The organism is Mycolicibacterium sp. XJ870 (assembly GCF_053483975.1).
The window spans coordinates 106,360-129,985 of sequence record NZ_JBEFTI010000011.1 but is presented as its reverse complement, the minus strand read 5'-3'; the positions used below and the strand labels follow the sequence as shown (position 1 = coordinate 129,985).

The following is a 23,626-nucleotide window of genomic DNA, read 5'->3' as shown; positions in this document are numbered from 1 at the left end:
TGAACAACACGACAAGCATTTTCCATACACAAAGGGAGGTGTCGTGGACTCGTTCAATCCGACGACCAAGACTCAGGCGGCGCTGACCTCGGCGTTGCAGGCGGCCAGCACCGCAGGCAACCCGCAGATCACACCCGCCCACCTGTTGATGGCACTGCTCACCCAAAATGAGGGCATTGCCGCACCGCTGCTGGAGGCCGTCGGTGTCGAGCCCGCGACCGTTCGTGCTGAGGCGCAACGGCTGGTCGATCAGCTGCCCAGTGCCAGCGGCGCCAGCTCGCAGCCGCAGCTGTCCCGCGAATCACTGGCCGCGATCACGACCGCCCAGCAGTTGGCGACCGAGATGGACGACGAGTACGTCTCGACCGAGCATCTGATGGTCGGCCTGGCTGGAGGTTCGGGTCGTTCCGCAGGCTCCACTCCCGCAGGTGATTCGGAGGTCGCCAAGCTGTTGACCGGGCACGGCGCGTCTCCGCAGGCACTGCGCGAGGCGTTCACCAAGGTGCGCGGCAGCGCGCGGGTGACCAGCCCGGACCCCGAGGGCAGCTATCAGGCGCTGGAGAAGTACTCCACCGACCTGACTTCCGCGGCCAGGGAGGGCAAGCTCGACCCGGTCATCGGGCGCGACACCGAGATTCGTCGCGTCGTGCAGGTACTGAGCCGTCGCACCAAGAACAACCCGGTGCTCATCGGTGAGCCCGGCGTCGGCAAGACCGCGATCGTCGAGGGCCTGGCCCAGCGGATCGTGGCCGGCGACGTGCCGGAAAGCCTGCGGGGCAAGGCGGTCATCAGTCTGGACCTCGGTTCGATGGTGGCCGGCGCGAAGTACCGCGGTGAGTTCGAGGAACGGCTCAAGGCCGTGCTCGACGACATCAAGAACTCTGCCGGACAGGTCATCACCTTCATCGACGAGCTGCACACCATCGTGGGTGCCGGTGCCACCGGCGAGTCGGCGATGGACGCCGGCAACATGATCAAGCCCATGCTGGCCCGCGGCGAGCTGCGCCTGGTCGGCGCCACCACGCTCGACGAGTACCGCAAGCACATCGAGAAGGACGCCGCGCTGGAACGTCGCTTCCAGCAGGTGTTCGTCGGCGAACCGTCGGTCGAGGACACCGTCGGCATCCTGCGCGGACTCAAGGATCGCTACGAGGTGCACCACGGTGTCCGCATCACCGACTCCGCGCTCGTCGCCGCGGCCACCCTGAGTGACCGCTACATCACCGCCCGGTTCCTGCCCGACAAGGCCATCGACCTGGTCGATGAGTCCGCGTCCCGCCTGCGCATGGAGATCGACTCCCGGCCCGTCGAGATCGATGAGGTCGAACGGCTCGTGCGTCGCCTCGAAATCGAGGAAATGGCACTCGAAAAGGAAGAGGACGACGCTTCGAAGGATCGGCTGGAGAAGCTGCGCGCCGAGTTGGCCGACCACAAAGAGAAATTGGCGGAACTCACCACCCGCTGGCAGAACGAGAAGAGCGCGATCGACGTCGTCCGTGAGTTCAAGGAGCAACTGGACACCTTGCGGGGCGAAGCCGACCGGGCCGAGCGCGACGGCGATCTGGCCAAGGCCGCCGAGCTGCGGTACGGCCGTATCCCCGAGGTCGAGAAGAAGCTCGACGCGGCGCTGCCCGTGGCCCAAGCACGCGAGAACGTGATGCTCAAGGAGGAGGTCGGCCCCGACGACATCGCCGAAGTGGTTGAGGCGTGGACCGGCATTCCGGCCGGCCGGATGCTCGAAGGCGAGACGGCCAAGCTGCTGCGCATGGAGGACGAGCTGGGCAAGCGCGTCGTCGGGCAGAGGACCGCGGTTGCCGCGGTGTCGGATGCGGTGCGCCGCAGCCGCGCCGGGGTCGCCGACCCCAACCGGCCGACGGGCTCGTTCATGTTCCTCGGGCCGACCGGCGTCGGTAAGACCGAGTTGGCAAAGGCGTTGGCGGAGTTCCTGTTCGACGACGAGCGTGCGATGGTCCGCATCGACATGAGCGAGTACGGCGAGAAGCACTCGGTGGCTCGCCTTGTCGGTGCGCCTCCGGGCTACATCGGTTACGACCAGGGCGGTCAGCTGACCGAGGCAGTACGGCGGCGTCCGTACACGGTGGTGCTGTTCGACGAGATCGAGAAGGCGCACCCGGATGTGTTCGACGTGCTGCTGCAGGTGCTCGACGAGGGCAGGCTGACCGACGGTCAGGGCCGCACGGTCGACTTCCGCAACACGATCCTCATCCTGACGTCCAACCTGGGCGCCGGTGGAACCGAGGAACAGGTGATGGCGGCGGTGCGCTCGGCGTTCAAGCCCGAGTTCATCAACCGGCTCGACGACGTGATCATCTTCGAGGGGCTCAAACCCGAGGAGCTGGTGTCGATCGTCGACATCCAGTTGGAGCAGTTGGCCAAGCGGTTGGCGCAGCGCAGGCTCATCCTCGAGGTGTCGCTGCCGGCCAAGAAGTGGCTCGCCGAGCGCGGTTTCGACCCGCTCTACGGGGCGCGGCCACTGCGCCGCCTGGTCCAGCAGGCCATCGGCGATCAGCTCGCCAAGATGCTGCTGGCCGGCGAAGTGCACGACGGCGACGTGGTGCCGGTCAACGTCAGCGCTGACGGCGAGTCGCTCGTCCTGGGCTGATTTCCCCGGCGAGCAGACGCGAAAGTGCCCTTTCCCATGTGGAATTGGGCACTTTTGCGTCTGCTCGCGGGAGAGACTGATTCAAGGCATGTCCATAACCGTCGATTGGGGCCGCGATGGCATCGCGGGCGACCCTTGTGACTGCGCTTTTTTTTCGCGCAGTCATCGCCCTCCGACTGTCGTGTCGAATACCCAAGTTCCACTACGATGGCAGACGGTGACGAAAGGCGATAGATGGGCAGCTTGGCACGCGTAGGCGGTGCGACCGCAGCCCTAGTCGCCCTCGTGGTGGGACTCCTCGGTTTGGTCCACTCTTGGCCACAGTGGCTTCTTATTTCACTCGGGGCCGTCGGCTTGATAGGCATCGTCGCTCAATTCTTCTGGGAGCACCGAAGTCTCGGAGAGCAACGCACCACTGTTGTCCGACAGAAGCAAAGGGGCGGGCGGGGATCGCAAAATTGGCAAGCCGGCAGGGACCTGCGATTCAACGGCGGGGCAGGCGACCGGCAGGACTAATCGTCAAATCATGAGCCAAAAGCAGGTCGGGGGCAAAGGTTCAGCCAACTTCCAAGCTGGGCGCGACATCCACCTCACCGTTTACGCCAACAGTGACAGCGGCACCGCGTCTGCGACGACCTCCCAACCCGCTGCGTCGGCACTCCAGACGCTAGCCTTGCCGCACGGAATACTGTCTGGAGTCACCGGGCCGACGCCCGACCTGACCACCTTGCTCGAAGTGGTCGGCGCGGACGCCAACCTTCCGCGTGTGCGCGACCTGGATCCCTACCGAATCGGTGCCACCACCTCCCTGGTGGGCGACAGCACACGGTATGGCCAGGACGATCCCTATGTGCGTCGCACTGCCGGTGGCGTCGACGAGAGGTTAGACCGAGCCATCGCCGCCGCCACCGATGGCGGCCCGATGGTGGTGCTGGTTGGCCCGTCGAAGGCGGGCAAGACTCGAACCGCGTACGAAGGACTACGCCGAGTGCTGCCGCAAGGCCGCCTCGTCATCCCGCTGCCAGGAAGCCTGGACCGATTGGCCATCCGGCACGATTGGCAATCCGGCCCAGATCCCGTCGTTCTTTGGCTCGACGACCTCAATCGATTCATCACGACCGATCCGCTGACCACATCGCGGCTAGCAGCCCTGACTTCCCGACCGGGAGGTGTCGTAGTGGTCGCGACGCTGCGATCTGAGGAACGCGAACTTCTTCGCGCCGGTGGCGAACTTAGCAGGGAAGTACGCATGCTCTTAGAGCAAGCGTGCGAAATCTCACTCGGTTCTACCAACGACGACCAGGACGAGACCACTGCGGCGCGAGGTGCGTACCCGGGCTTGAGCCTTGGTGCAGGACTGGGCGCCGAGTTGGCTGGAGCGCCTGAACTGCTGCGGCAGTACGACGACGCCGAACACGCCGATCCACTACGGCGCGCCGTGGCCGAAGTGGTGATTGACTGGGCTCGCGTCGGTCGCCCAGATCCCATCTCGGAGCACGCCCTGATCGAATTGGCCAAGGAGGCCGCCTTCCTCCGCTGGCCATATCTGGATACTGACCACGCAGAGGTCCTCGCGGCGATAGTCACTGCGCGGACTCCGCCCGCCGGACTGGGGCGGGTGGCGATGATCGACACACAGGTGCTCCCCGACGGAGAACGCGGCTACCGTCCGTTCGACTACCTCGTCGCCGCCGATGACACCCCGCCCCCAAGGCGTCCCATTCCCGCATGGTTTTGGAAGCGGGCCATACAAGATGCCAGCCCGGTAGGCCTGTTCGCCGTCGGAATGGTCGCGCTACTGCGCGGCTGCCTCGCCGAGGCCGCCGAGGCCTGGGGCCGCGCCGCCGATACAGGCTTGGTTGCCGTCATGCCCCTACTGGGCATATTGGAGCTTCACCGCGATCCAACGCATCCCGAAAAGGGACGTGCCTGGCTGGAGAAGGCCGCAGACGGCGGTAGTGCAGATGCCATGAACTTCCTTGGCGCGCTTGCCGAGCATCATGAACCACGAGATCTAGCACATGCCCGCAGGTGGTACGAGCAGGCCTCTGCCGCCGGCAACACCGCCGCCATGGTCCAACTGGGTCGATTTGTCGCTGACCACGACGCCGATCTGTCGGCCGCTCGCACGTGGTGGCAAAGGGCCGCTGAGATGGGTGATACCGACGCCATGGTCAAACTCGCCAAACTGCTCGCCGAAAAGACGGATCCGCCCGATCGTGCGGCGGCTCGCGGATGGTACGAACGGGCGGCCGAGGCCGGCAACACCGACGCCATGACCAACTTGGGATGCCTACTAGTCCGGTCGGACCCACCCGACGTGATCGCGGCGCGCCACTGGTGGGAGCGGGCCGCCGCGGCCGGAAACGTTCACGCTATGACTAACCTTGGATCCCTGCTCAGCAACGACTGGGAACCTCTTGACCTGTCGGCAGCCCAGACATGGTACGAGAAGGCCGCCAAGGCGGGCGATCCGCGTGCCATGGCATACCTCGGTCTTCTGCTGCTGACCAAATTAAACCCACCAGACGCGGACGCTGCCCGCACCTGGCTGGAGCAGGCCGCCGAACGTGGACGAACCGACGCCATGATCAACGTCGGAGTCCTCCTCATCGGTCAGACGCCTCCGGACTTCGCTGGCGCGCGGGGATGGTGGGCCAAGGCTGCCGCCGCCGGCGACGCCGAAGCCCTGGCACGACTCGGCTCCGTACCAATCAATCATTGGGATCAGGCGGAGCTACCGGACGCCCGCGGGTGGTACCGCAAAGCTGCTGACGGTGGCGACACGGGCGCCATGATCAATCTGGCGTTGCTGCTCACTCACCGTTGGGAGCCAAAGGATCTCACCGGTGCGCGCACCTGGCTGCTCAAAGCCGCGCGGGCCGGCGATGCAGAAGCCATGAACCAGCTCGGCACGCATCTCATGACACAGGTGCACCCACCCGCGGTCGGGGCGGCCCGTAAGTGGTATGCCCGAGCTGCTGATGCCGGCCACGTCGAAGCGATGTACAACCTCGGCGTCGTCCTGACCGACCATGCGTCGCAACCTGATCCGGCAACGGCTCGCATATGGTACGAGAAGGCCGCCACCGCCGGCCATACCGGTGCGATGACCAATCTTGGTGCGCTGCTCACCAGGCACAATCCGCCCGATTACATCACTGCCCGCTCCTGGTACGAGAGGGCAGTCGAAGCAGGCGACGTGCGAGCCATGTCGAATTTAGGCTGGCTGCTGGCATACCGTTTGGCCCCAACCGATCTGGTTGCGGCACGCGCCTGGTGGGAGCGAGCCGCCGAAGAGGGCGACGTGCAGTCCATGATTTGGCTGGGCCATATGCTTGCCGAGCGTTTGGATCCGCCCGATCGAGACGGTGCGCGTGCCTGGCTCGAGAAAGCCGCCGACAAAGGTAGTGCCGAATCGATGTCCTATCTTGGTTGGATATTCCTTCGAATGTACGATCCGCCCCAGTTTTCACACGCCCGCACATGGTATGAAAAGGCCGCAAACACTGGCGATCCCGACGGCATGTACAACTGCGGTCTCTTCCTAGCCGACTTCTTGGAGCCGGCGGACCCATCCGCCGCCCGCAGCTGGTTCGAGAAGGCTGCCCGTGCCGGCCACTCCGATGCGATCCTTCGGCTAGGGCATGTCTCATAACGGTTTGGTGATGATTTGGCAGTCTCGGTGATATGTCGAAGACGAGGTTCATCGGATGTGACGTGGGCGTGGATTGAGTCGTTGATGCGGGTGGCATTGGCCAAGAGCGGTAGGCCGTTTGGCGATTATCGGCGTGTGGTGGACGCGGTCATCTGGCGGTTTTGAACTGGGGGCCGTGGCGGCAACTGCCAAATGAGTTCGGGTCGCGGCAGACTGCTTGGCGCCGCCGTCACCAGTTCAGTAAGAACGGCACCTGGGAAGGATCTTGGCCGCGGTGTACTTCCTGGCCGCCGACACCGATCTGATCGATTGGGCGGTCAATGTGGATTTGGACGGTCAAATCGGGCGCATCATGACGCGACGAGCCTTCGGCGCGGCACAGGGACAGCGACGGCCACCGCCATTCGACGCCGACGACCAAGGGCCACAACGTCGTTAAAACACGGCTTGCAGCGATACCAAACAGCGCGGAATCGCGGCCCGCTACGACAAGCACAACCTCTACCTTCGAGGCGGCGTCGTCCGCGACGACATCGTGGCTACACTGAAACGCTATGAGGCACGCCCTAGCTCCCCTAGCGGACGCAAAACTGCCCTTTCCCCAATGGAATTGGGCACTTTTGCGTCTGCTCGCGCTAGAGGGTGAACCGGCCGGCGAAGCCACGCAGCGGTACGTCGGCGCTCGTCAGTAGACCGGGCGGGGCCGCGACGACAGAGGCGATCGCGTTGAGCGCGGGCAGCCCCGTCACGGTCATGCCGATCGAGGCGAACGATGCCGGATCCGACAGGTCCACACCGGGTTTGGGGAAGATCATGTGCTTGTTGTAGATGCACGGATCGCCTTGGATCTGAGTGATGTAGCAGCCCTTGATATCCCAGTGCGGATCAGTGTGCGGGGTCATCTGCCACTCGAGGTGCGTCTCGACGCGCGGCACACCGTCGATCATGCCCTGATACTTGATGTAGTTGCCGCCCAGCGAGCCCTTGGGCAGTTTGTACCAGCCCAGGTCGACGTCCTTCGTGCACGCCCCGAGTTCGTAGCTGAACTTCACCTCGTCGAGTTCGAGGCCGAAACAGTCGGCCATCATCAGGACACTGTCGGCGAACACCCGCGTGTACTTTTCCAGCTTGCCGGGGATCGACGGGTCGTCGACCGGCATGCCATAGCCGACCTCGATCCAGGTGTCGCGGCTGTGATGGCATGACACGTCGACGGATTCGATGGTGGTGACGTTCTCGATCTCCGCGACATCGGCCGAGCACACCACGCCGAGGATCTGATTGACGCCCGGGTTCATGCCGGTGCCGTAGAAGGTCGAGCCACCCTTTTCGCAGGCCTCGGCGAGCAGTTGCGAGACCGGCTTGCCGGACGGGTGGGGGTGGTTGGTGTCGCGGTGCCAGCCGGTGATCCAATCGGCGGTGGTGACGATATTGATGCCCGCTTCAAGGACTTTGACGTAAAGGTCCTCATCGGGAAACACGCCGTGGAACGTCAATACGTCAGGACGCGCGGCGATGATCTCGTCGACCGAGCCCGTCGCCGTCACCCCGATCGGGGCCAGACCGGCAATCTCACCGGCATCTCGGCCGATCTTTTCCGTTGTGTAGCAATGTAATCCGATCAGCTCGAGATCGTCGCGCATGCTGATGCGTTTGATCATCTCGGTGCCGACGTTGCCGGTGGCCACTTGGAAGACCCGGATCTTGGATGTCACGCTCAACCCTTCTGATTCGATGACGCCAGGTCCGCGGCGCTGCCACCCCTGCCGTCCGGATAGAACTGCATGGCCCACTTACGAATTGCGGTGAAGCCCTCATACTCCGCGGTCGCCAGCGCCGGGGGATCGGAGTAGCGCTGATGTGACCAGATGTGGATGTCCTGGGTGAACTGGCGGATCACTTCCTCGCCGAATTCGGTTGCCTTGGCCGCCGCCCGCTGGTCATCGCGGCCGGGAGTCCGGCCGATGTAGACCATGAACCGCACATCGGAGGTGGACCCGTCGACGGGCGTGACGGCCGAGATGGTCCGGTTGTCGATCATGCCCCAGCTCTTGGTCACCGCGATGCCCAGACCGCCGTTGATCGCCTCGACTCCGCTGCGCACGTCGTCGATGGTCTGGTCCTCGTCGCCCTCGAAGGTGATGGTGAAGTCCACGTAGGACACCGGTGTGGCGAAGTCGTGCCGGGTGAACACCGGCACGATCGGGGTCTGGTGGACGAACTTGAAGTGCGCGAAGTCGACGCCGTTCTCCAACACGTACTGCGGATGCAGTTCCAGCGCTTCGCGATACAGCCGCTGCTGCGGGTAGTAGTCGGCGGCGCTGCTGCCGTCGTTGAACGACGCGAACACATCGGGCGCTTCGAAGAACGGTTCCCGACCCTCGACGTCATGCCAGATGTAGATGACTTCATTGCGTTCGACGACGGGGTAGGTCTTCATGCGGCGGCCGCGGTTGGGCCGATCCTGATACGGGATGCAGACGTTGCGGCCCTCGGCGTTCCATTGCCAGCCGTGAAACGGGCACTGGATGACCTCGCCCACGACGTGGCCACCGAATCCCAGGTGCGCCCCGAGGTGCTCGCAATAGGCGTTCATGACCGTCAGCTGACCGGCCTCCGAGCGCCAGGCGACCATCTCCTCGCCGAAGTACTTCATCGCGTGCACGTCGCCGACGCCGACTTGGTCCGACCAGGCGACTTGGAACCATCCCGTCGGTTTCATCGACAACGGTGGCTTGGCCATGAGCTGAATCGTATGAGCATCCGTGGAACTTTGGAAGAGGGTTCTATGAAACTGCGCGGTTCGGACTAGCATCGAGAAGATGACCGAGGCCACCGCGCGGCGGACCAATCGCCGCGGTCTGGCCACCCGGGAGAACATGCTCGAGGCGGCGCTCAAGGCGTTGGCGACCGGCGATCCGGGTGCGGTGTCGGCCAACCGGATCGCCAAACAGATCGGCGCCACCTGGGGCGCGGTGAAATACCAGTTCGGCGACATCGACGGGCTGTGGGCTGCGGTGCTGCACCGCACCGCGGAACGCCGCGCGGGCATGCTGGGACGCCGCGACACCACCGCGCCCCTGCAGCAGCGCGTCGCCGGCATCATCGACCTGCTCTACGACGGGTTGACCGCCAGCGATTCGCGGGCGATCGAGAATCTGCGCGCCGCGTTGCCGCGGGACCGCGCCGAACTCGAACGGCTCTACCCACTGACGGCCGCGGAACTGTCGTCATGGGGGCGAGGCTGGCTTCAAACCTGCCAGCAAGCTTTCGCGGACCTCGACGTGGACCCCGATCGGGTGGCAGAGGTTGCGTCGTTCATCCCGGGTGCCATGCGCGGCATCACTTCCGAGCGGCAACTCGGCACGTATTCCGACCTGGACATGGCCCGGCGGGGGCTGACGAACGCCATTGTGATGTACCTGGAAGAGTCCCGCCCGGAGAGATTTGAGCAACCAGTAACCGGGTTGTGACCTCCCAGAGTTGAGGCAATCGTGCCGTCAACAAGTAGGCTAGGCCCGATGGTCCCGCTCTGGTTCACGCTGTCCGCACTCTGTTTCGTGGGTGCGGCCGTGTTGCTGTATGTCGACATCGACCGTCGACGCGGGCTGGGACGGCGTCGCAAGTCGTGGGCGAAGTCGCATGGCTTCGACTACGAGCACGAGTCGGACGAGATCCTGAAGCGCTGGAAGCGCGGGGTTATGTCGACTGTCGGCGACGTCGCGGCCCGCAATGTCGTGCTCGGCCAGATCCGCGGCGAGGCGGTGTTCATCTTCGACATCGACGAGGTCGCCACCGTGATCGCGCTGCACCGCAAGGTCGGCACCAACGTCGTCGTCGACCTGCGGCTCAAAGGCATCAAGGAGCCCCGCGAGAACGACATCTGGCTGCTCGGCGCGATCGGCCCGCGGATGGTGTACTCCACCAACCTCGACGCCGCCCGCCGGGCCTGCGACCGCCGGATGGTGACGTTCGCCCACACCGCTCCCGACTGCGCCGAGATCATGTGGAACGAGCAGCATTGGACGCTGGTCAGCATGCCCGTCACCAGCACCCGCGCCCAATGGGACGAGGGCCTGCGCACGGTGCGGCAGTTCAACGATCTGCTGCGGGTGCTGCCCCCGGTTCCGCAGAACGGCGCGGCCGCAGCAGGCCAGCCCGGCCCGGCAGCCCTTGCCCGGCGCTCCGGGTCGCCGAGCCGTCCGTTGGCACCGACCCCGGCCGGGCGCCGCGAGTTGCCACCCGGGCGCGCCGATGCCCCACCCGGACGCGGCGACGTGGGCCGCTACACCCAACAGCGTATGGAACCCGGCCGGTCGGACTCGATCCGTCGGCCACCGCCGCAGGCCCGTAACGGGCGTCAGGCACCGCACTACCAGCGCTAGCCGCGTGCGAGATCCTGAAGGAGAACCTGAGTACCGGTGCGCGCACTGATCGCGGCGGTGACAGCGGTGATTCTCGTCATCGCCACCGCCTGCTCCTCTGACAGCACGCCGGACCGCACGTACGAGGCGCTCACCACGCAGCTCGGCGAGTCGCTGGACGTGTTGGGTTGGAAGGTCTCGGTGTCCAATCTGCGTTTCGACGCCGAGCATGTGCTGGTCGACGTCGACGCCTCGGCATCGGGCGAGCACGCCAAACCCGAGGACATCCGGTTCGGCCTCTACGGCGCCTTGGCGCACCCGATCGAAGCCAACGGATTGGACGGCTGCAGCGGTGTGACGAGCCTGGGTATCCAACCGTTGTCCGCCGAGACGCCTGACAAGCTCACCGGCACAGTGTGTTTGGGTCCGTTGCGGGATCAGAGCCAGGTGCGTGGAGTCTACGTGTATTCACCGCGTGAGCGGATCGCCGGTACGACCAGGGCTTACCCCGCTGCGTTCCCGGTCGGCCTGCTGCCCACCAACATCAACGACACTGGCGTCACGGTGAAGACCACCAGTGTCGACGGTTTCAGTGCCGACGGTGCACAGCTGTCACCGGCGGCGCTGGGTGCTCCCGATGCGTTCACCGGCAAGGGCTACATGCTGCTCGGGCTCGAAATCGGTGGGCTGGCAGCGCGTTACCGGGAGGACTCGGCGAAGCGGGGCGGCCCGCTGATGGTGGTGGCGGCCCCGACTCTGCCGCCGCCTGGGCTCAGCCATGCCTGCTCGGTGTATGGCTCCTCGGTGCTCGTGCTGCCCGACTCGTCGCGGGAGGCGGTGAACGTGCGGGCCTCACTGTGCACCCAGGGCGAGATCAACGCGGCGCTGCTGTACGCGACGGTGTCGGTGATCGGCACGCACGCGGCGCTGTGGACCACCGGTGACTGACAGCCTCGGCCCCACCGAGTGGGGAGAGAGTCCGGGCGTCGGGCCCTGGGACGGACCGCTTCCCTCCGGGGACGAAGCCGCGCGCTACGACCCGGAGCTGCTGCGCACCGGCGACACCCGCAATGTCGTTGACGCGTACCGGTATTGGACACATGATGCGATCATCGCCGACATCGACGAACGCCGACACCCCCTGCACATCGCAATCGAGAACTTCGGCAACGACGCGAACATCGGCGCGGTGGTGCGCACCGCAAATGCCTTCGCTGTGCACACCGTGCATATCGTCGGGCGTCGGCGCTGGAACCGGCGCGGCGCCATGGTCACCGACCGCTACCAGCGGCTATCCCATCACGACAGCACCGCCGAGTTGCTCGACTTCGCCGCCGGGGCCGGGTTGACGGTCGTCGCAGTGGACAACGTCCCGGGCGCGGTGCGGTTGGAAGAGACCGAGTTGCCACGGGATTGCCTGCTCGTCTTCGGTCAGGAGGGTCCGGGGATCACGCCCGAAGCGCAGGCCGGGGCCGCGCTGACCGTGTCCATCGCACAGTTCGGCTCCACCCGCAGCATCAACGCCGGTGTCGCCGCCGGGATCGCGATGCACGCCTGGATCACTCGACATGCCGACATTTCGGCGGCCTGGTAAGGCAGGATCAAGAGCATGGATCAGCTATGGGCTAACCGTGCGGCCAGCGCCGAAGCTGCGATCACACAACGGCATCTGTCGAAACTCTGGGGTCTGCCGGGCACACAGCTCGGGGTGGTGGCCTGGCCGTCGACGAAGAAGTACCGCAATTTCGGGACTTGGCACTATTGGTGGCAGGCGCACCTGCTGGACTGCCTCGTCGACGCACAGGTGCGCGACCCGCAGCCGGAGCGAATAGAGCGGATCGGACATCAGATCCGGGCGCACTGGCTGCGCAACACCGGATGGGTCAACGATTACTACGACGATATGGCGTGGCTGGCCCTGGCCCTGGAGCGCGCCGGGCGGCTCGCCGGGGTGGAGAAGTCCCGAGCGCTGAAGACGCTGTGCGACCAGTTCGTCAATGCCTGGGTTCCCGAGGACGGCGGCGGCATCCCGTGGCGCAAGCAGGACCAGTTCTTCAATGCGCCGGCCAATGGTCCGGCGGGGATTTTTCTGGCCCGCTATGACGATCGGCTGCGTCGTGCACAGCAGATGGCGGACTGGATCGACGAGACGCTGATCGACCCCGACACCCACCTGGTGTTCGACGGCATCAAGGCCGGCTCGATGGTCCGCGCGCAGTACACCTACTGCCAGGGCGTGGTGCTCGGGCTGGAGGCGGAACTCGCGGTCCGGACAAAGGACACCAGGCATCCGGAGCGAGTGCGCCGCCTGGTTGCCGCGGTCGAGAAGGAGATGACGACCGACGGGGTGATCAAGGGTGCGGGCGGCGGCGACGGCGGGCTGTTCAACGCCATCACGGCGCGCTATCTGGCTCTGGTGGCCACGACGCTGCCGGGTGAATCGCCCGACGACGCGGCGGCCCGCGACACCGCACGCGCAATCGTGCTGAAATCGGCCGAGGCGGCGTGGAACAACCGGCAGACGGTCGACGGGCTACCGTTGTTCAGCGCGTTCTGGGACCGCACCGCCGAGATACCCACCGCGGCGGGCCAGGAGGCGCAGTTCGTGGAGGGCGCCGTCAACGCGTCGGCGATACCCGAACGCGATCTCTCGGTGCAGGTGTCGGGCTGGATGTTGATGGAGGCCGCGCACGCAGTGGCCGGAGATGAGGAGTAGTCAGTGACCGAAGAACGCGCCCGGATCGACTTTCCAGCCCGGATCGGTGTGTGGTGGGCCAGTGAGACCTGGTCCATGCCCGCCGCCCAGGAGGTCGCCGCCGAGATCGAGGGGCTCGGGTTCGGCTCACTGTTCTTGCCGGAGGTCAGCGGTAAGGAGTGTCTGACGCAGTCCGCGGCGTTCCTGGCCGCTACGCAACGTCTGGTCATCGGCACCGGCATCGCCAACATCCACGTCAGGGTGCCGAGTGCGGCCGAGACGGGTGCCCGCACGCTCACCGCGCTGTATCCGGGCCGGTTCGTACTGGGCCTCGGGGTCAGCCACGCACCGCTCGTCGAACACGCTCTCGGTGGGGCCTACCGAAAACCGTTGGCCACCATGCGCGATTACCTGGACCGGATGGCCGCGGTGCCCGAGCAGATCGAACCCGGCGCGGGGCGCCCGCCCCGGCTGTTGGCGGCGCTGGGGCCCAAGATGATCGAGCTGTCCGGCAGCCACGCCGACGGCGCCCACCCGTATCTGGTCACTCCCGAACAGACACGCGTCACCAGAGAGATTCTGGGCACCGGAAGATGGATCGTCTCCGAGCAGGCCGTGGCGATCGGATCCGACGACGAGGACCAACTGCGCAGGGCGCACAGCCATCTCGACGTGTACAGCGGGTTGCCGAATTACCGGAACTCGTGGTTGCGGCAGGGTTTCGACGAATCCGATCTGGTGCGCGGCGGCTCTGACCGGCTGGCCCGTGGCGTGGTGGGGATGGGCTCGGTGGAGAATGCTGCGAACGCGGTGACGGCACATCTGGACGCCGGTGCCGACCATGTTGTGGTGCAGGTGCTCGGCGACAATCCGATGGCCGATCCGCGGCAGGCGCTGCGTGAACTCGCCGCGGCCCTCGGTCTGAGCTAGCGCGTCAACTCCACAGGGTCACATGGACTTTCGGGCGAAATCTGGTGACCCCCACGCCGGTGCCACGGATCATGGCCTGGGTGCAGCGCGGGGTGGTGATGAACCGCACCAGCTCGGAGACGGCCGGTTGACGCGCCGTCGCAGGCAACGTCGAGGCGAACCATTCGCCGGAGAGTGCTAGACCGGCGCCCTTGACCTGCGCGAGCCTGCCGCTGCTGAGGTCCTTGGACACCGCGAACCCGATCGTCGGCATGATGCCGCCGACCCGTCGGACCTCTTCGAGGGCGGCTGCGTCGCTTTGGAAAATCCGTTGCCGCGCTTCGGGAATCGCGAGCTGACGCAACATGGCGGCGATCTCACCGTCAACGCTGCCACCGGACGGGCCGAGCATCCAGTGCTGCTCGCGTAGCAGCGCTGGGCTGGCGGGCCGGGCGGCCAGCGGGCTGTCCGGCTTGGTCACCGTGATGACCTGGTACTTCAGGAACGGGCGCACGGCAAGCGGGGTCTCAGCGCTTTCCGGCGGTGGGCCAAGTGCGATGTCGATCGCGCGCGACGCGATCAGATACGCGAACTGACTGGTCGGATGCACGCTCAGCTCGACCGAAAGGTCGTCGGCGCGTGCGGAGAACAGCTCGATGAGCCCGGGCGCGGCATGTTCGGCGAACGCGCTGGCCGCCGCGATGCGCAGCAGTCGCCTGCCGTGGGCGGCCTCGGTCACCTCGATCGCCGTCTGCTGTTGCAGGCCGAGGATCTCGACGGCGCGGCTCGCGAGACGCAGCCCACCCGGAGTGAACGCCAGGCCCGATCCGGTCCGCGTGAACAGCGGATCGTCGAGTTCCTTGCGCAATTGGGCGACGTGCATCGAAACCCCGGCGTCGGAGACACCCAGTTCCTCGGCCGCGGCGCGTACCGAGCCGAGCCGGACGACTGCTGAAAACGCGCGGAGTTGCGCCGGTGTCACGGACGCAGCCTAGTTGCACCGACCTGTTAATCCGTGAGAAACGGGACTACCTGCTTGGCGACCAGTTCGAGGTGCGCCATTGCCCGCTCGTGGCCGATGTGCGGGATGCGGTACCAGAACACGACCTCATGGAAGGGCGCCCGCTGGCGGATCTCCTTGAGACGTCGAACAATGTTCTCCGGAGTGTCGACCAGCATCGTCTCGCGCTGCCACGGGGTGTCGGAATCGGTGGGCACACCGACCTTCGAGCGGTCGCCTGCCCAATCGGCGTATTGGTTGAACTGGTGCTCGATGGCGTTCTTGTAGAAGAGGTGCCAGTCGCGCTCGGGATCTTCTGCAGCCCACAGCGGAACGTTGATGATGAAGCGGAAGTCGTCGAGTGATCGACCGTGCCGTGCCAGGGCGGGCGAAAGCCGGTTCTCCCACATATCGCCGAATGCCGTGTCAGGGGAGAAGAAGTCGACTGGACTCACGCCGTCGGCCAGTCGAACCGCACGATCAAGCACCTTGGGTGCGCCGCCGCCCACATAGACCGGGATGCGGTTCTGAACAGGACGGGGCAACACGGGCAGGTTCGTTCCGCCTGGGCCGTCGGGCAGAGACCCCTCGTGCAGGCCCTGCCGGATGAACGCCAGGCCGCGTTCCATCAGTTCGGCACGCTTGCCGAAGTCGACGCCGAACAGGTCGAACTCGCGCGCGTATCCGCCGGCGGCGACACCGAGCGCCAGCCGTCCACCGGACAGCAGGTCGGCCACGATGGCCTGTTCGACCACCTGGCGCCACGGGTGCAGCGGCAGCAGCAAGGCGTTGGTCATGAACCGGATTCGCTCCGTGGCGACCCCGAGGCCCGCGATCAGGGGGAGTTGCGCGGGCAGATAACCGTCGTCGACGCCGTGCTGCTCGGTGGTGGCGAACGTGTGAAACGGCAAGGTGTCTGCGAGGCGGGCCTCCTCGAGCAGTTCGGCGTAGCGCTGCTTACCGTGGGTTTCGCCGGGTTCGGGCCTGGCGTCGGTCCAGATACTGACCTTGGGCGCTGCGTGGGTTTCTGGCATGCGGAGTACGGCGCTTTGAGCCTCACGAATATTCCTGGCGGCCCGGGCTCGCGGGCAACGTCCGTCCGACACGCTTTAGATTGGGGAGCGTGAGAGATGTGCTGAGCACGCTGTTAGCGGTGTGGCGGGCCGGTGACACCGCCGGTGTCGGGACGGTGGTGCGCACATTTCGGTCGGCCCCGCGCCCGGCCGGCGCGGCAATGGTGGTTGCCCCCGACGGCTCCGTCAGCGGCTCGGTGTCGGGCGGTTGCGTCGAGGGTGCTGTCTACGAGTTGGCCACCGAGGTGATGGCCACCGGCGCCCCGGTGCTGCAGCGGTACGGGGTCAGCGACGACGACGCATTCGAGGTGGGGCTCACCTGCGGCGGAATCCTCGACGTTTTCGTGGAGCCGGTGTCGCAGAAGACTTTTCGTGATTTGAGTGCCATCGCCGATGATATCGATGCGCACCGCTCGGTCGCGGTCGCCACGGTCATCGCACATCCTGAAACGTCGTGGGTCGGTAGGCGGCTGGTGGTGCGTGGCGACACCGTGGACGGCTCGCTCGGCTCACCACGCGCCGACGCCGCGGTGGCTGACGATGCCCGCGGGCTGTTGGCGGCGGGCCGCAGTGAGGTGCTGACCTACGGCCCCGATGGCCAGCGGCGCGGCGAGGGCATGGAGGTGTTCGTCGCCAGCCATGCGCCGCGACCGCGGATGCTGGTGTTCGGCGCGATCGACTTCGCGGCGGCCGTCGCCCAGCAGGGCACATTCTTGGGCTACCGCGTCACGGTGTGCGACGCCCGTCCGGTGTTCGCGACCGCTGCGCGGTTCCCGACCGCCGACGAGGTCGTCGTCGACTGGCCGCACCGGTACCTGGCCGCGCAGGTCGAGGCCGGCGCCGTCGACTCGCGCACGGTGATCTGCGTGCTGACCCATGACCCCAAATTCGACGTACCCCTGCTGGAGGTGGCGCTGCGACTGCCCGATATCGCCTACATCGGCGCGATGGGATCGCGGCGGACCCATGACGACCGGCTGGACCGGTTGCGCGCCGCCGGGCTCACCGATGCCGAGCTGGAGCGGTTGTCCAGCCCGATCGGGCTCGACCTCGGCGGGCGGACACCCGAGGAGACGGCGGTGTCGATCGCGGCGGAGATCATCGCCCGGCGGTGGGGTGGTGGCGGCCGGCCGTTGACCGAGACCGGTGGCCGGATCCATCATGAGCAGGGCGAACACCGTCGGTTGCCGGCGAGTTAAGTGATCGCTTAACTCGCTATTGACGCCGGCGTCGGGGTGGTGTGAGGTATCTCACATGCAAGTTCCCGGGCCATTCGAGTACGAGCGCGCCACCAGCGTCGACCACGCAGTCGGTCTGCTGGACAGGTTGGGTGAGGACGCCAGGATCGTCGCGGGTGGCCACAGCCTGTTGCCGATGATGAAGTTGCGCATCGCCAACCCCGAGTACCTGGTCGACATCAACGACCTGGCCGCCGAGCTGGGATATATCGTCACCGATCCCACCCTGGTGCGCCTCGGGGCGATGGCGCGGCACCGCCAGGTGCTGGAGTCCGATCCGCTGGCGGCGGTGTGCCCGATCTTCCGTGACGCCGAGCGGGTGATCGCCGACCCTGTGGTGCGCAACCGCGGCACTGTCGGCGGGTCGCTGTGCCAGGCCGACCCGGCGGAGGATCTGACCACGGTGTGCGGGGTACTCGATGCGATCTGTCTGGCCCGCGGGCCGGCGGGGGAGCGGCAGGTACCGATCGACGACTTCCTGGCCGGGCCGTACGAAACAGCGCTGGCGCACAACGAGATGCTCATCGAGGTGCGGATTCCCGTTCGGCACCGGACTTCCAGCGCCTACGCGAAAGTCGAACGCCGCGTGGGTGATTGGGCTGTCACCGCGGCCGGTGCGCAGGTGACTTTGGATGGTGGTTCGATTGCGGCCGCCCGGGTCGGCTTGACGGCGGTGAACGCCGACGCCGCTGCGCTGCGTGAACTTGCCGGCTCCCTGGTGGGCAAGCCCGCCACCGAGGAGACCTTCGCGGCGGCGGGCGAAGCCGCCGCGCAGGCCTGCGAACCGGTCAGCGATATGCGCGGCAGTGCCGACTACAAACGTCATCTGGCCTCCGAACTGACCATCCGCACGTTGCGGACTTCGGTCGATCGGATTGACAAAGTCGCTGCGCTGGAAGGGAATTGACATGCAGGTCGACATGACCGTCAACGGCGAGGCGGTGAACGCCGAAATCGAGCCGCGGACACTGCTGGTGCATTTCCTGCGCGACCAACTGGGCCTGACGGGCACGCATTGGGGATGTGACACCTCTAACTGCGGCACCTGTGTCGTCGACGTGGACGGCGAACCGGTGAAGTCCTGCACGATGCTGGCGGCGATGGCGTCGGGGCATGCGGTGGGCACGGTCGAGGGCCTGGAGGTCGACGGCCGCCTGGATCCAGTGCAGGAAGGGTTCATGCAGTGCCACGGCCTGCAGTGCGGGTTCTGCACCCCGGGCATGCTGATCACCGCCCGCGCCCTGTTGGACCGCAACCCGGACCCGACGGAAGAGGAAGTCCGCGAGGCTATTTCGGGCCAGATTTGTCGGTGCACCGGTTACACCACGATCGTGCGATCCGTGCTGTGGGCCGCCCGGCACGCCCGTGAGGAGACGACCGCATGACGACGCTGGAGAACCCGGTGAGCCGGCCCGAGGACATCGCCGACAACGACGCGAAGCCGTGCGGTCACGGCAGGATGCTGCGCAAGGAGGATCCGCGGTTCATCCGCGGCCGCGGCACCTACGTGGACGACGTCAAGCTGCCCGGGATGCTGCACCTGGCGATTCTGCGCTCGCCCTATGCACACGCCAGGATCACCGGCATCGATGTGACTGCGGCCCAGGCGCATCCGAAGGTCAAGGCCGTGGTCACCGGTGCGGACCTGGCGGAGAAGGGCCTGGCCTGGATGCCGACGCTGTCCAATGACGTACAGGCGGTCCTGGCGACGGACAAGGTGCGGTTCCAGGGCCAGGAGGTGGCCTTCGTCGTCGCCGAAGACCGGTACTCGGCGCGAGATGCCCTGGAACTCATCGACGTCGACTACGACCCGCTGGACCCGGTGATCGATGCCCGGCACGCGCTCGACCCGGACGCGCCGGTGATCCGCACCGACCTCGACGGCAAGACCGACAACCACTGTTTCGACTGGGAGACCGGCGACGCGGCCGCCACCGAGGCCGTCTTCGCCAAGGCCGACGTGGTGGTCAAGCAGGAGATCGTGTACCCGAGGGTGCATCCCGCTCCGTTGGAAACCTGTGGCGCGGTAGCCGATCTGGACCCGGTGAGCGGCAAGCTGACGCTGTGGAGCACCTCGCAGGCCCCCCACGCGCACCGCACCCTGTACGCGCTGGTGGCGGGCCTGCCCGAACACAAGATCCGCGTCATCTCACCCGATATCGGCGGCGGCTTCGGCAACAAGGTGCCGATCTATCCGGGCTATGTGTGCGCGATCGTCGGCTCGCTGCTGCTCGGCAAACCGGTGAAGTGGATGGAGGACCGCAGCGAAAACCTCACCAGCACCGGCTTTGCGCGTGACTACATCATGGTCGGCGAGATTGCCGCGACCAACGACGGCAAGATCCTCGCGATCAGGTCCAATGTGCTTGCCGATCACGGCGCGTTCAACGGCACCGCCGCCCCGGTGAAGTACCCCGCCGGCTTCTTCGGGGTGTTCACCGGCAGCTACGACATCGAGGCGGCCTACTGCCACATGACCGCGGTGTTCACCAACAAGGCACCCGGCGGGGTGGCCTACGCATGCTCGTTCCGCATCACCGAGGCGGTGTACTTCGTCGAGCGGCTGGTGGACTGCCTGGCGTTCGAGCTGAAGACGGACCCCGCACAGCTGCGGCTGCGAAACCTCTTGAAAGCCGAGCAGTTTCCGTACACGTCCAAGACTGGCTGGACCTACGACTCCGGTGACTACGAGAAGACCATGCGCCTGGCGATGGACATGATCTGCTACGACGAATTGCGTGAGGAACAGAGGTGCAGAAGGCAAAACGGCGAACTGATGGGTATCGGCATGTCGTTCTTCACCGAGGCTGTCGGCGCCGGTCCGCGTAAGGACATGGACATCCTCGGTCTGGGCATGGCCGACGGCTGCGAGCTGCGGGTACATCCGACCGGAAAAGCAGTGGTGCGCTTGAGTGTTCAGTCCCAGGGGCAGGGCCATGAGACGACATTCGCGCAGATCGTCGCCGAGGAGCTCGGCATCCCGCCCGAGGACATCGACGTGGTGCACGGCGATACCGACCAGACGCCGTTCGGCCTGGGCACCTACGGCAGCCGGTCCACCCCGGTGTCGGGGGCGGCCGCTGCGCTGGTGGCGCGCAAGATCCGGGACAAGGCCAAGATCATCGCGTCGGGAATGCTGGAAGCATCGGTCGCCGACCTCGAATGGGAGAAAGGCAGCTTCCACGTCAAGGGCGATCCCACGGCGTCGGTCACCATCCAGGACATTGCGATGCGCGCCCACGGCGCGGGTGACCTGCCCGAGGGCCTGGAGGGTGGCCTGGATGCCCAGATCTGTTACAACCCGGAGAGTCTCACCTACCCATATGGCGCTTACTTCTGTGTCGTGGACGTCGACCCGGGGACCGCGGTGGTGAAGGTGCGCCGGTTCCTGGCGGTCGACGACTGCGGCACGCGGATCAATCCGATGATCATCGAGGGCCAGATCCATGGCGGCCTGGTCGACGGCATCGGGATGGCGCTGATGGAGATGATCGCGTTCGACGACGATGGCAACTGCCTGGGCGGGTCGTTGATGGACTACCTGATCCCCACCGCGATGGAGGTGCCGCATTTCGAGACCGGCCACACCGTCACGCCGTCACCGCATCACCCCATCGGCGCGAAGGGGATCGGCGAGTCCGCGACCGTGGGATCGCCGCCCGCCGTGGTCAATGCCGTGGTGGATGCGCTGGCACCGTTCGGAGTTCGGCACGCTGACATGCCCCTGACCCCGTCGCGGGTGTGGGAAGCCATGCAGGGCAATGCAAGGCCACCAATCTGATGGCGCTGGCCGAACGCGTCGCGCAACTGCGGCGGGCCCGGACACCGTTCGTGCACGCCACGGTGGTGCGCGCGCAGCAACCAACCTCCGCCCATCCCGGGGATGAGGCAATTCTGCTGGCCGACGGAACAATCGAGGGGTTCGTCGGCGGGCACTGCGCTCAGAACTCGGTCCGCAAGGCAGCGCTGGGGGCACTCCAGGTCGGGGAGAGTGTGTTGCTGCGGGTATTGCCCGACGGCGAGGTGCATTTCCCAGATGCGCCGGGCGCCTGCGTGGTGGTCAACCCGTGCCTGTCCGGCGGCGCATTGGAGATCTTCCTCGAGCCTCAGGTGCCCGCGCCGCTGGTGCACATCGTGGGCGCCACCCCGATCGCCGAGGCAATGGCCACGCTCTGTGCGGTCCTCGGCTACGACGTGTGCCTGGGCGGGCCGGACGAGGCTGAGCTTTCAGAGGCCACCGCGGTGGTGATCGCCAGCCTCGGCGGCGCCGAGGCCGGGGCGATCCGAGCGGCCCTGGATGCCGGCGTGCGCTACATCGGGCTGGTGGCCAGCCGGGTGCGGGGCGCGGCCGTTCTCGACGCAATGGCCTTGTCGGAGGCCGAACGCGCCCGGGTGCACACTCCGGTCGGACTGGCAATCGGCGCGAAGACCCCGGCCGAGATCGCGGTCTCGATCATGGCCGAGGTGGTCCGGGAAATCAGGCTCGGCGGGCTCGCGGTCAATGGCCAGTGACCCGGTCGTCGCGTTCAGCGGTGTCGACGATGTCGTGCGTCGGTTCGACGCTAACGACTACCTGCTCGACGAGGGCACCGCGACGGCCATCTATCTCGCGGCCACCCTCGGCCGTCCCCTGCTGTTGGAGGGCGAACCGGGCGTCGGTAAGACGACGGCAGCCAAAACCCTTGCAGCCGTGCTGAATACACCGTTGGTTCGATTGCAGTGCTATGAGGGGCTGACTGCGAGCGAGGCCCTGTACGACTGGAACTACCAGCGCCAACTGCTGTCGATCCGGCTATCGGAGGCGCGCGGGGCCGACGGTGCCGACGAGCTCGACGAGGCCCACCTGTACACCGAGACGTATCTGATCGACCGTCCCATCCTGCAATGTGTGCGGCATCGCGGACCCACCCCGCCGGTACTGCTCGTCGACGAGATCGACCGCGCCGACGACGAATTCGAGGCGTTGCTGCTGGAGTTCCTCGGCGAGGCCGCGGTCACCGTGCCCGAGCTCGGTACCTTCGTCGCCGAGCGACCGCCGATCGTCGTGCTGACCTCCAACCGCAGCCGGGACCTGCACGACGCACTGCGCCGACGATGCCTGTACCACTGGATCGAGTATCCGCAGCGCAGGCAGGCCGTCGCGATCGTGCGTCGTACGGTGCCCGGTGCCACCGACGCGCTCGTCGAACGTGCCGCCCAGTTCGTCGGCAGCGTAAGGGAACTCGACCTCGACAAGCCGCCGGGAGTCGCGGAGACGATCGATTGGGTGGCCGCGTTGGTGGCGCTCAAGGTCGGCGACCTGGTGGATCCCGCCGCCCTGGGCACGCTGGGCGCACTGGCCAAGACCCCGGACGACAGCGGACTGCTGAGCGACGCACTGATGGAACTGAGAGGGAGCACCATATGAAGATTGCGAACGAGTTCACCGTCAGCGTGCCGATCGACGAAGCGTGGAACCTGCTGACCGACCTCGAACAGGTGGTACCGCTGATGCCGGGTGCACAGCTGACCGGCCAGGACGGCGAGGACGTGCTGGGCAAGGTGAAGGTCAAGGTAGGCCCGGTAACCAGTGAGTTCAACGGCAAGGTGCATTTCGTCGAGCAGAACCGCGACGAGCACCGGGCCGTCATCGACGCCAAGGGCAAGGAGACGCGGGGAACCGGCAATGCCGCTGCCACCGTCACCGCCCGATTGCACGATGCGGGTCAAACGACCCGCGTCACCGTCGATACCGATCTCAAGGTCGTCGGCAAGCTCGCGCAGTTCGGTAGCGGCATGTTGCAGCAGGTGTCCGAGAAGCTACTGGGCCAGTTCGTCCAATCGTTGGAAGCCAAGCTCGCCGGCGGCGAACCTGCCGCGGAACCCGCCGCCGCCACGGCGGCGGCGCCTGCTGCGGTGCCCACCGTGGCCGATCCGGAGCCCATCGACCTGCTCGACCTGGCCGGTGGCACCGCACTGAAGAAATACGCCCCGCGAGTGGCCGGCGGCTTCCTGCTGGCGGCACTGCTGTTCACCATCGGTCGGTTGCGGATGGCCCGAAAGGCCTTGCGCGGTCACCGCTGACGA

The 23,626-nt window shown here is 66.3% G+C and carries 20 protein-coding genes; 15 read left to right on the top strand and 5 right to left on the bottom strand.

The window, feature by feature from the left end:
- Positions 1–43 precede the first annotated feature (43 nt).
- Both clpB and ABQF30_RS27825 read left to right on the top strand, forming a co-directional pair.
- Complete coding sequence (clpB, locus tag ABQF30_RS27830; protein WP_448469953.1) at positions 44–2,623, top strand: ATP-dependent chaperone ClpB; 2,580 nt, start codon at positions 44–46, stop codon at positions 2,621–2,623.
- 1,039 nt (positions 2,624–3,662) lie between these two features.
- Positions 3,663–6,281, top strand: a complete 2,619-nt coding sequence (locus ABQF30_RS27825) for a tetratricopeptide repeat protein (RefSeq protein WP_448469951.1) — start codon at positions 3,663–3,665, stop codon at positions 6,279–6,281.
- 229 nt (positions 6,282–6,510) lie between these two features.
- On the opposite strand, the gene ABQF30_RS27820 is transcribed toward ABQF30_RS27825, so the two are convergent.
- The 3 genes from ABQF30_RS27820 to ABQF30_RS27810 form a co-directional block, all read right to left on the bottom strand.
- A complete protein-coding gene (locus ABQF30_RS27820) occupies positions 6,511–6,777 on the bottom strand; it encodes a hypothetical protein (protein ID WP_448469949.1) in 267 nt (88 codons plus the stop codon).
- Between the two features lie 139 nt (positions 6,778–6,916).
- The gene (locus ABQF30_RS27815; protein ID WP_448469947.1) at positions 6,917–7,996 is read right to left on the bottom strand and encodes an NAD(P)H-dependent amine dehydrogenase family protein; all 1,080 of its coding nucleotides are present in this window, start codon (positions 7,994–7,996) and stop codon (positions 6,917–6,919) included.
- A gap of 2 nt (positions 7,997–7,998) precedes the next feature.
- Positions 7,999–9,024, bottom strand: a complete 1,026-nt coding sequence (locus ABQF30_RS27810) for a Rieske 2Fe-2S domain-containing protein (protein WP_448469945.1) — start codon at positions 9,022–9,024, stop codon at positions 7,999–8,001.
- 79 nt (positions 9,025–9,103) lie between these two features.
- On the opposite strand from ABQF30_RS27810, the gene ABQF30_RS27805 reads away from it, so the two are divergent.
- The 6 genes from ABQF30_RS27805 to ABQF30_RS27780 are packed head-to-tail and all read left to right on the top strand — an operon-like array spanning position 9,104 to position 14,270.
- Positions 9,104–9,754, top strand: a complete 651-nt coding sequence (locus ABQF30_RS27805) for a TetR/AcrR family transcriptional regulator (protein WP_448469943.1) — start codon at positions 9,104–9,106, stop codon at positions 9,752–9,754.
- A 48-nt stretch (positions 9,755–9,802) separates the two neighbouring features.
- Complete coding sequence (gene ttfA / locus ABQF30_RS27800; RefSeq protein WP_448469941.1) at positions 9,803–10,666, top strand: trehalose monomycolate transport factor TtfA; 864 nt, start codon at positions 9,803–9,805, stop codon at positions 10,664–10,666.
- A gap of 36 nt (positions 10,667–10,702) precedes the next feature.
- On the top strand, positions 10,703–11,593 hold the full coding sequence (locus tag ABQF30_RS27795) for a hypothetical protein (RefSeq protein ID WP_448469939.1): 891 nt from the start codon (positions 10,703–10,705) through the stop codon (positions 11,591–11,593).
- Positions 11,586–12,239 carry a TrmH family RNA methyltransferase gene (locus tag ABQF30_RS27790; protein ID WP_448469937.1) on the top strand — a complete coding sequence of 218 codons (654 nt, stop codon included), beginning with the start codon at positions 11,586–11,588 and terminating at the stop codon, positions 12,237–12,239. Before ABQF30_RS27795 ends, ABQF30_RS27790 begins: the two co-directional genes overlap by 8 nt.
- A 15-nt stretch (positions 12,240–12,254) precedes the next feature.
- Positions 12,255–13,361: a glycoside hydrolase family 76 protein gene (locus ABQF30_RS27785; RefSeq protein WP_448469935.1), complete on the top strand. Its 1,107-nt coding sequence runs from the start codon at positions 12,255–12,257 to the stop codon at positions 13,359–13,361.
- A 3-nt stretch (positions 13,362–13,364) separates the two neighbouring features.
- Entirely contained in the window at positions 13,365–14,270 is a 906-nt protein-coding gene (locus tag ABQF30_RS27780; protein ID WP_448469933.1) for an LLM class F420-dependent oxidoreductase, read from the top strand.
- Positions 14,271–14,274: 4 nt separating this feature from the next.
- On the opposite strand, the gene ABQF30_RS27775 is transcribed toward ABQF30_RS27780, so the two are convergent.
- Together ABQF30_RS27775 and ABQF30_RS27770 are read right to left on the bottom strand one after the other, a co-directional pair.
- Positions 14,275–15,231 (bottom strand): LysR family transcriptional regulator, encoded by a 957-nt coding sequence (locus ABQF30_RS27775; protein WP_448469931.1) that lies wholly within the window; start codon positions 15,229–15,231, stop codon positions 14,275–14,277.
- Positions 15,232–15,257: 26 nt separating this feature from the next.
- On the bottom strand, positions 15,258–16,283 hold the full coding sequence (locus tag ABQF30_RS27770; protein ID WP_448469929.1) for an LLM class flavin-dependent oxidoreductase: 1,026 nt from the start codon (positions 16,281–16,283) through the stop codon (positions 15,258–15,260).
- An 89-nt stretch (positions 16,284–16,372) separates the two neighbouring features.
- Here ABQF30_RS27770 and ABQF30_RS27765 point away from each other — a divergent pair, with 89 nt between their 5' ends.
- The 7 genes from ABQF30_RS27765 to ABQF30_RS27735 are packed head-to-tail and all read left to right on the top strand — an operon-like array spanning position 16,373 to position 23,623.
- Positions 16,373–17,521, top strand: a complete 1,149-nt coding sequence (locus ABQF30_RS27765; RefSeq protein WP_448469927.1) for an XdhC family protein — start codon at positions 16,373–16,375, stop codon at positions 17,519–17,521.
- Positions 17,522–17,576: 55 nt separating this feature from the next.
- Entirely contained in the window at positions 17,577–18,467 is an 891-nt protein-coding gene (locus ABQF30_RS27760) for an FAD binding domain-containing protein (RefSeq protein ID WP_448469925.1), read from the top strand.
- 1 nt (position 18,468) lies between these two features.
- Entirely contained in the window at positions 18,469–18,945 is a 477-nt protein-coding gene (locus tag ABQF30_RS27755) for a (2Fe-2S)-binding protein (protein ID WP_448469923.1), read from the top strand.
- Positions 18,942–21,341, top strand: a complete 2,400-nt coding sequence (locus ABQF30_RS27750; RefSeq protein WP_448469921.1) for an aerobic carbon-monoxide dehydrogenase large subunit — start codon at positions 18,942–18,944, stop codon at positions 21,339–21,341. Before ABQF30_RS27755 ends, ABQF30_RS27750 begins: the two co-directional genes overlap by 4 nt.
- Positions 21,341–22,072 carry an XdhC family protein gene (locus ABQF30_RS27745; RefSeq protein WP_448470086.1) on the top strand — a complete coding sequence of 244 codons (732 nt, stop codon included), beginning with the start codon at positions 21,341–21,343 and terminating at the stop codon, positions 22,070–22,072. The genes ABQF30_RS27750 and ABQF30_RS27745 overlap by 1 nt, the downstream gene beginning before the upstream one ends.
- Positions 22,062–22,967 (top strand): AAA family ATPase, encoded by a 906-nt coding sequence (locus ABQF30_RS27740; protein WP_448469919.1) that lies wholly within the window; start codon positions 22,062–22,064, stop codon positions 22,965–22,967. The genes ABQF30_RS27745 and ABQF30_RS27740 overlap by 11 nt, the downstream gene beginning before the upstream one ends.
- The gene (locus tag ABQF30_RS27735) at positions 22,964–23,623 is read left to right on the top strand and encodes an SRPBCC family protein (RefSeq protein WP_448469917.1); all 660 of its coding nucleotides are present in this window, start codon (positions 22,964–22,966) and stop codon (positions 23,621–23,623) included. The genes ABQF30_RS27740 and ABQF30_RS27735 overlap by 4 nt, the downstream gene beginning before the upstream one ends.
- Positions 23,624–23,626: the final 3 nt, after the last annotated feature.

What these genes read in the sequence shown, in the direction of transcription:
- ABQF30_RS27810 (WP_448469945.1), bottom strand. Translation starts at nt 9,024, where the DNA reads ATGGCCAAGCCACCGTTGTCGATGAAACCGACGGGATGGTTCCAAGTC.
- ABQF30_RS27735 (WP_448469917.1), top strand. Translation starts at nt 22,964, where the DNA reads ATGAAGATTGCGAACGAGTTCACCGTCAGCGTGCCGATCGACGAAGCG.
- ABQF30_RS27755 (WP_448469923.1), top strand. Translation starts at nt 18,469, where the DNA reads ATGCAGGTCGACATGACCGTCAACGGCGAGGCGGTGAACGCCGAAATC.
- ttfA (WP_448469941.1), top strand. Translation starts at nt 9,803, where the DNA reads ATGGTCCCGCTCTGGTTCACGCTGTCCGCACTCTGTTTCGTGGGTGCG.
- ABQF30_RS27760 (WP_448469925.1), top strand. Translation starts at nt 17,577, where the DNA reads ATGCAAGTTCCCGGGCCATTCGAGTACGAGCGCGCCACCAGCGTCGAC.
- ABQF30_RS27750 (WP_448469921.1), top strand. Translation starts at nt 18,942, where the DNA reads ATGACGACGCTGGAGAACCCGGTGAGCCGGCCCGAGGACATCGCCGAC.
- ABQF30_RS27770 (WP_448469929.1), bottom strand. Translation starts at nt 16,283, where the DNA reads ATGCCAGAAACCCACGCAGCGCCCAAGGTCAGTATCTGGACCGACGCC.
- ABQF30_RS27740 (WP_448469919.1), top strand. Translation starts at nt 22,062, where the DNA reads ATGGCCAGTGACCCGGTCGTCGCGTTCAGCGGTGTCGACGATGTCGTG.
- ABQF30_RS27785 (WP_448469935.1), top strand. Translation starts at nt 12,255, where the DNA reads ATGGATCAGCTATGGGCTAACCGTGCGGCCAGCGCCGAAGCTGCGATC.
- ABQF30_RS27745 (WP_448470086.1), top strand. Translation starts at nt 21,341, where the DNA reads ATGGCGCTGGCCGAACGCGTCGCGCAACTGCGGCGGGCCCGGACACCG.
- ABQF30_RS27805 (WP_448469943.1), top strand. Translation starts at nt 9,104, where the DNA reads ATGACCGAGGCCACCGCGCGGCGGACCAATCGCCGCGGTCTGGCCACC.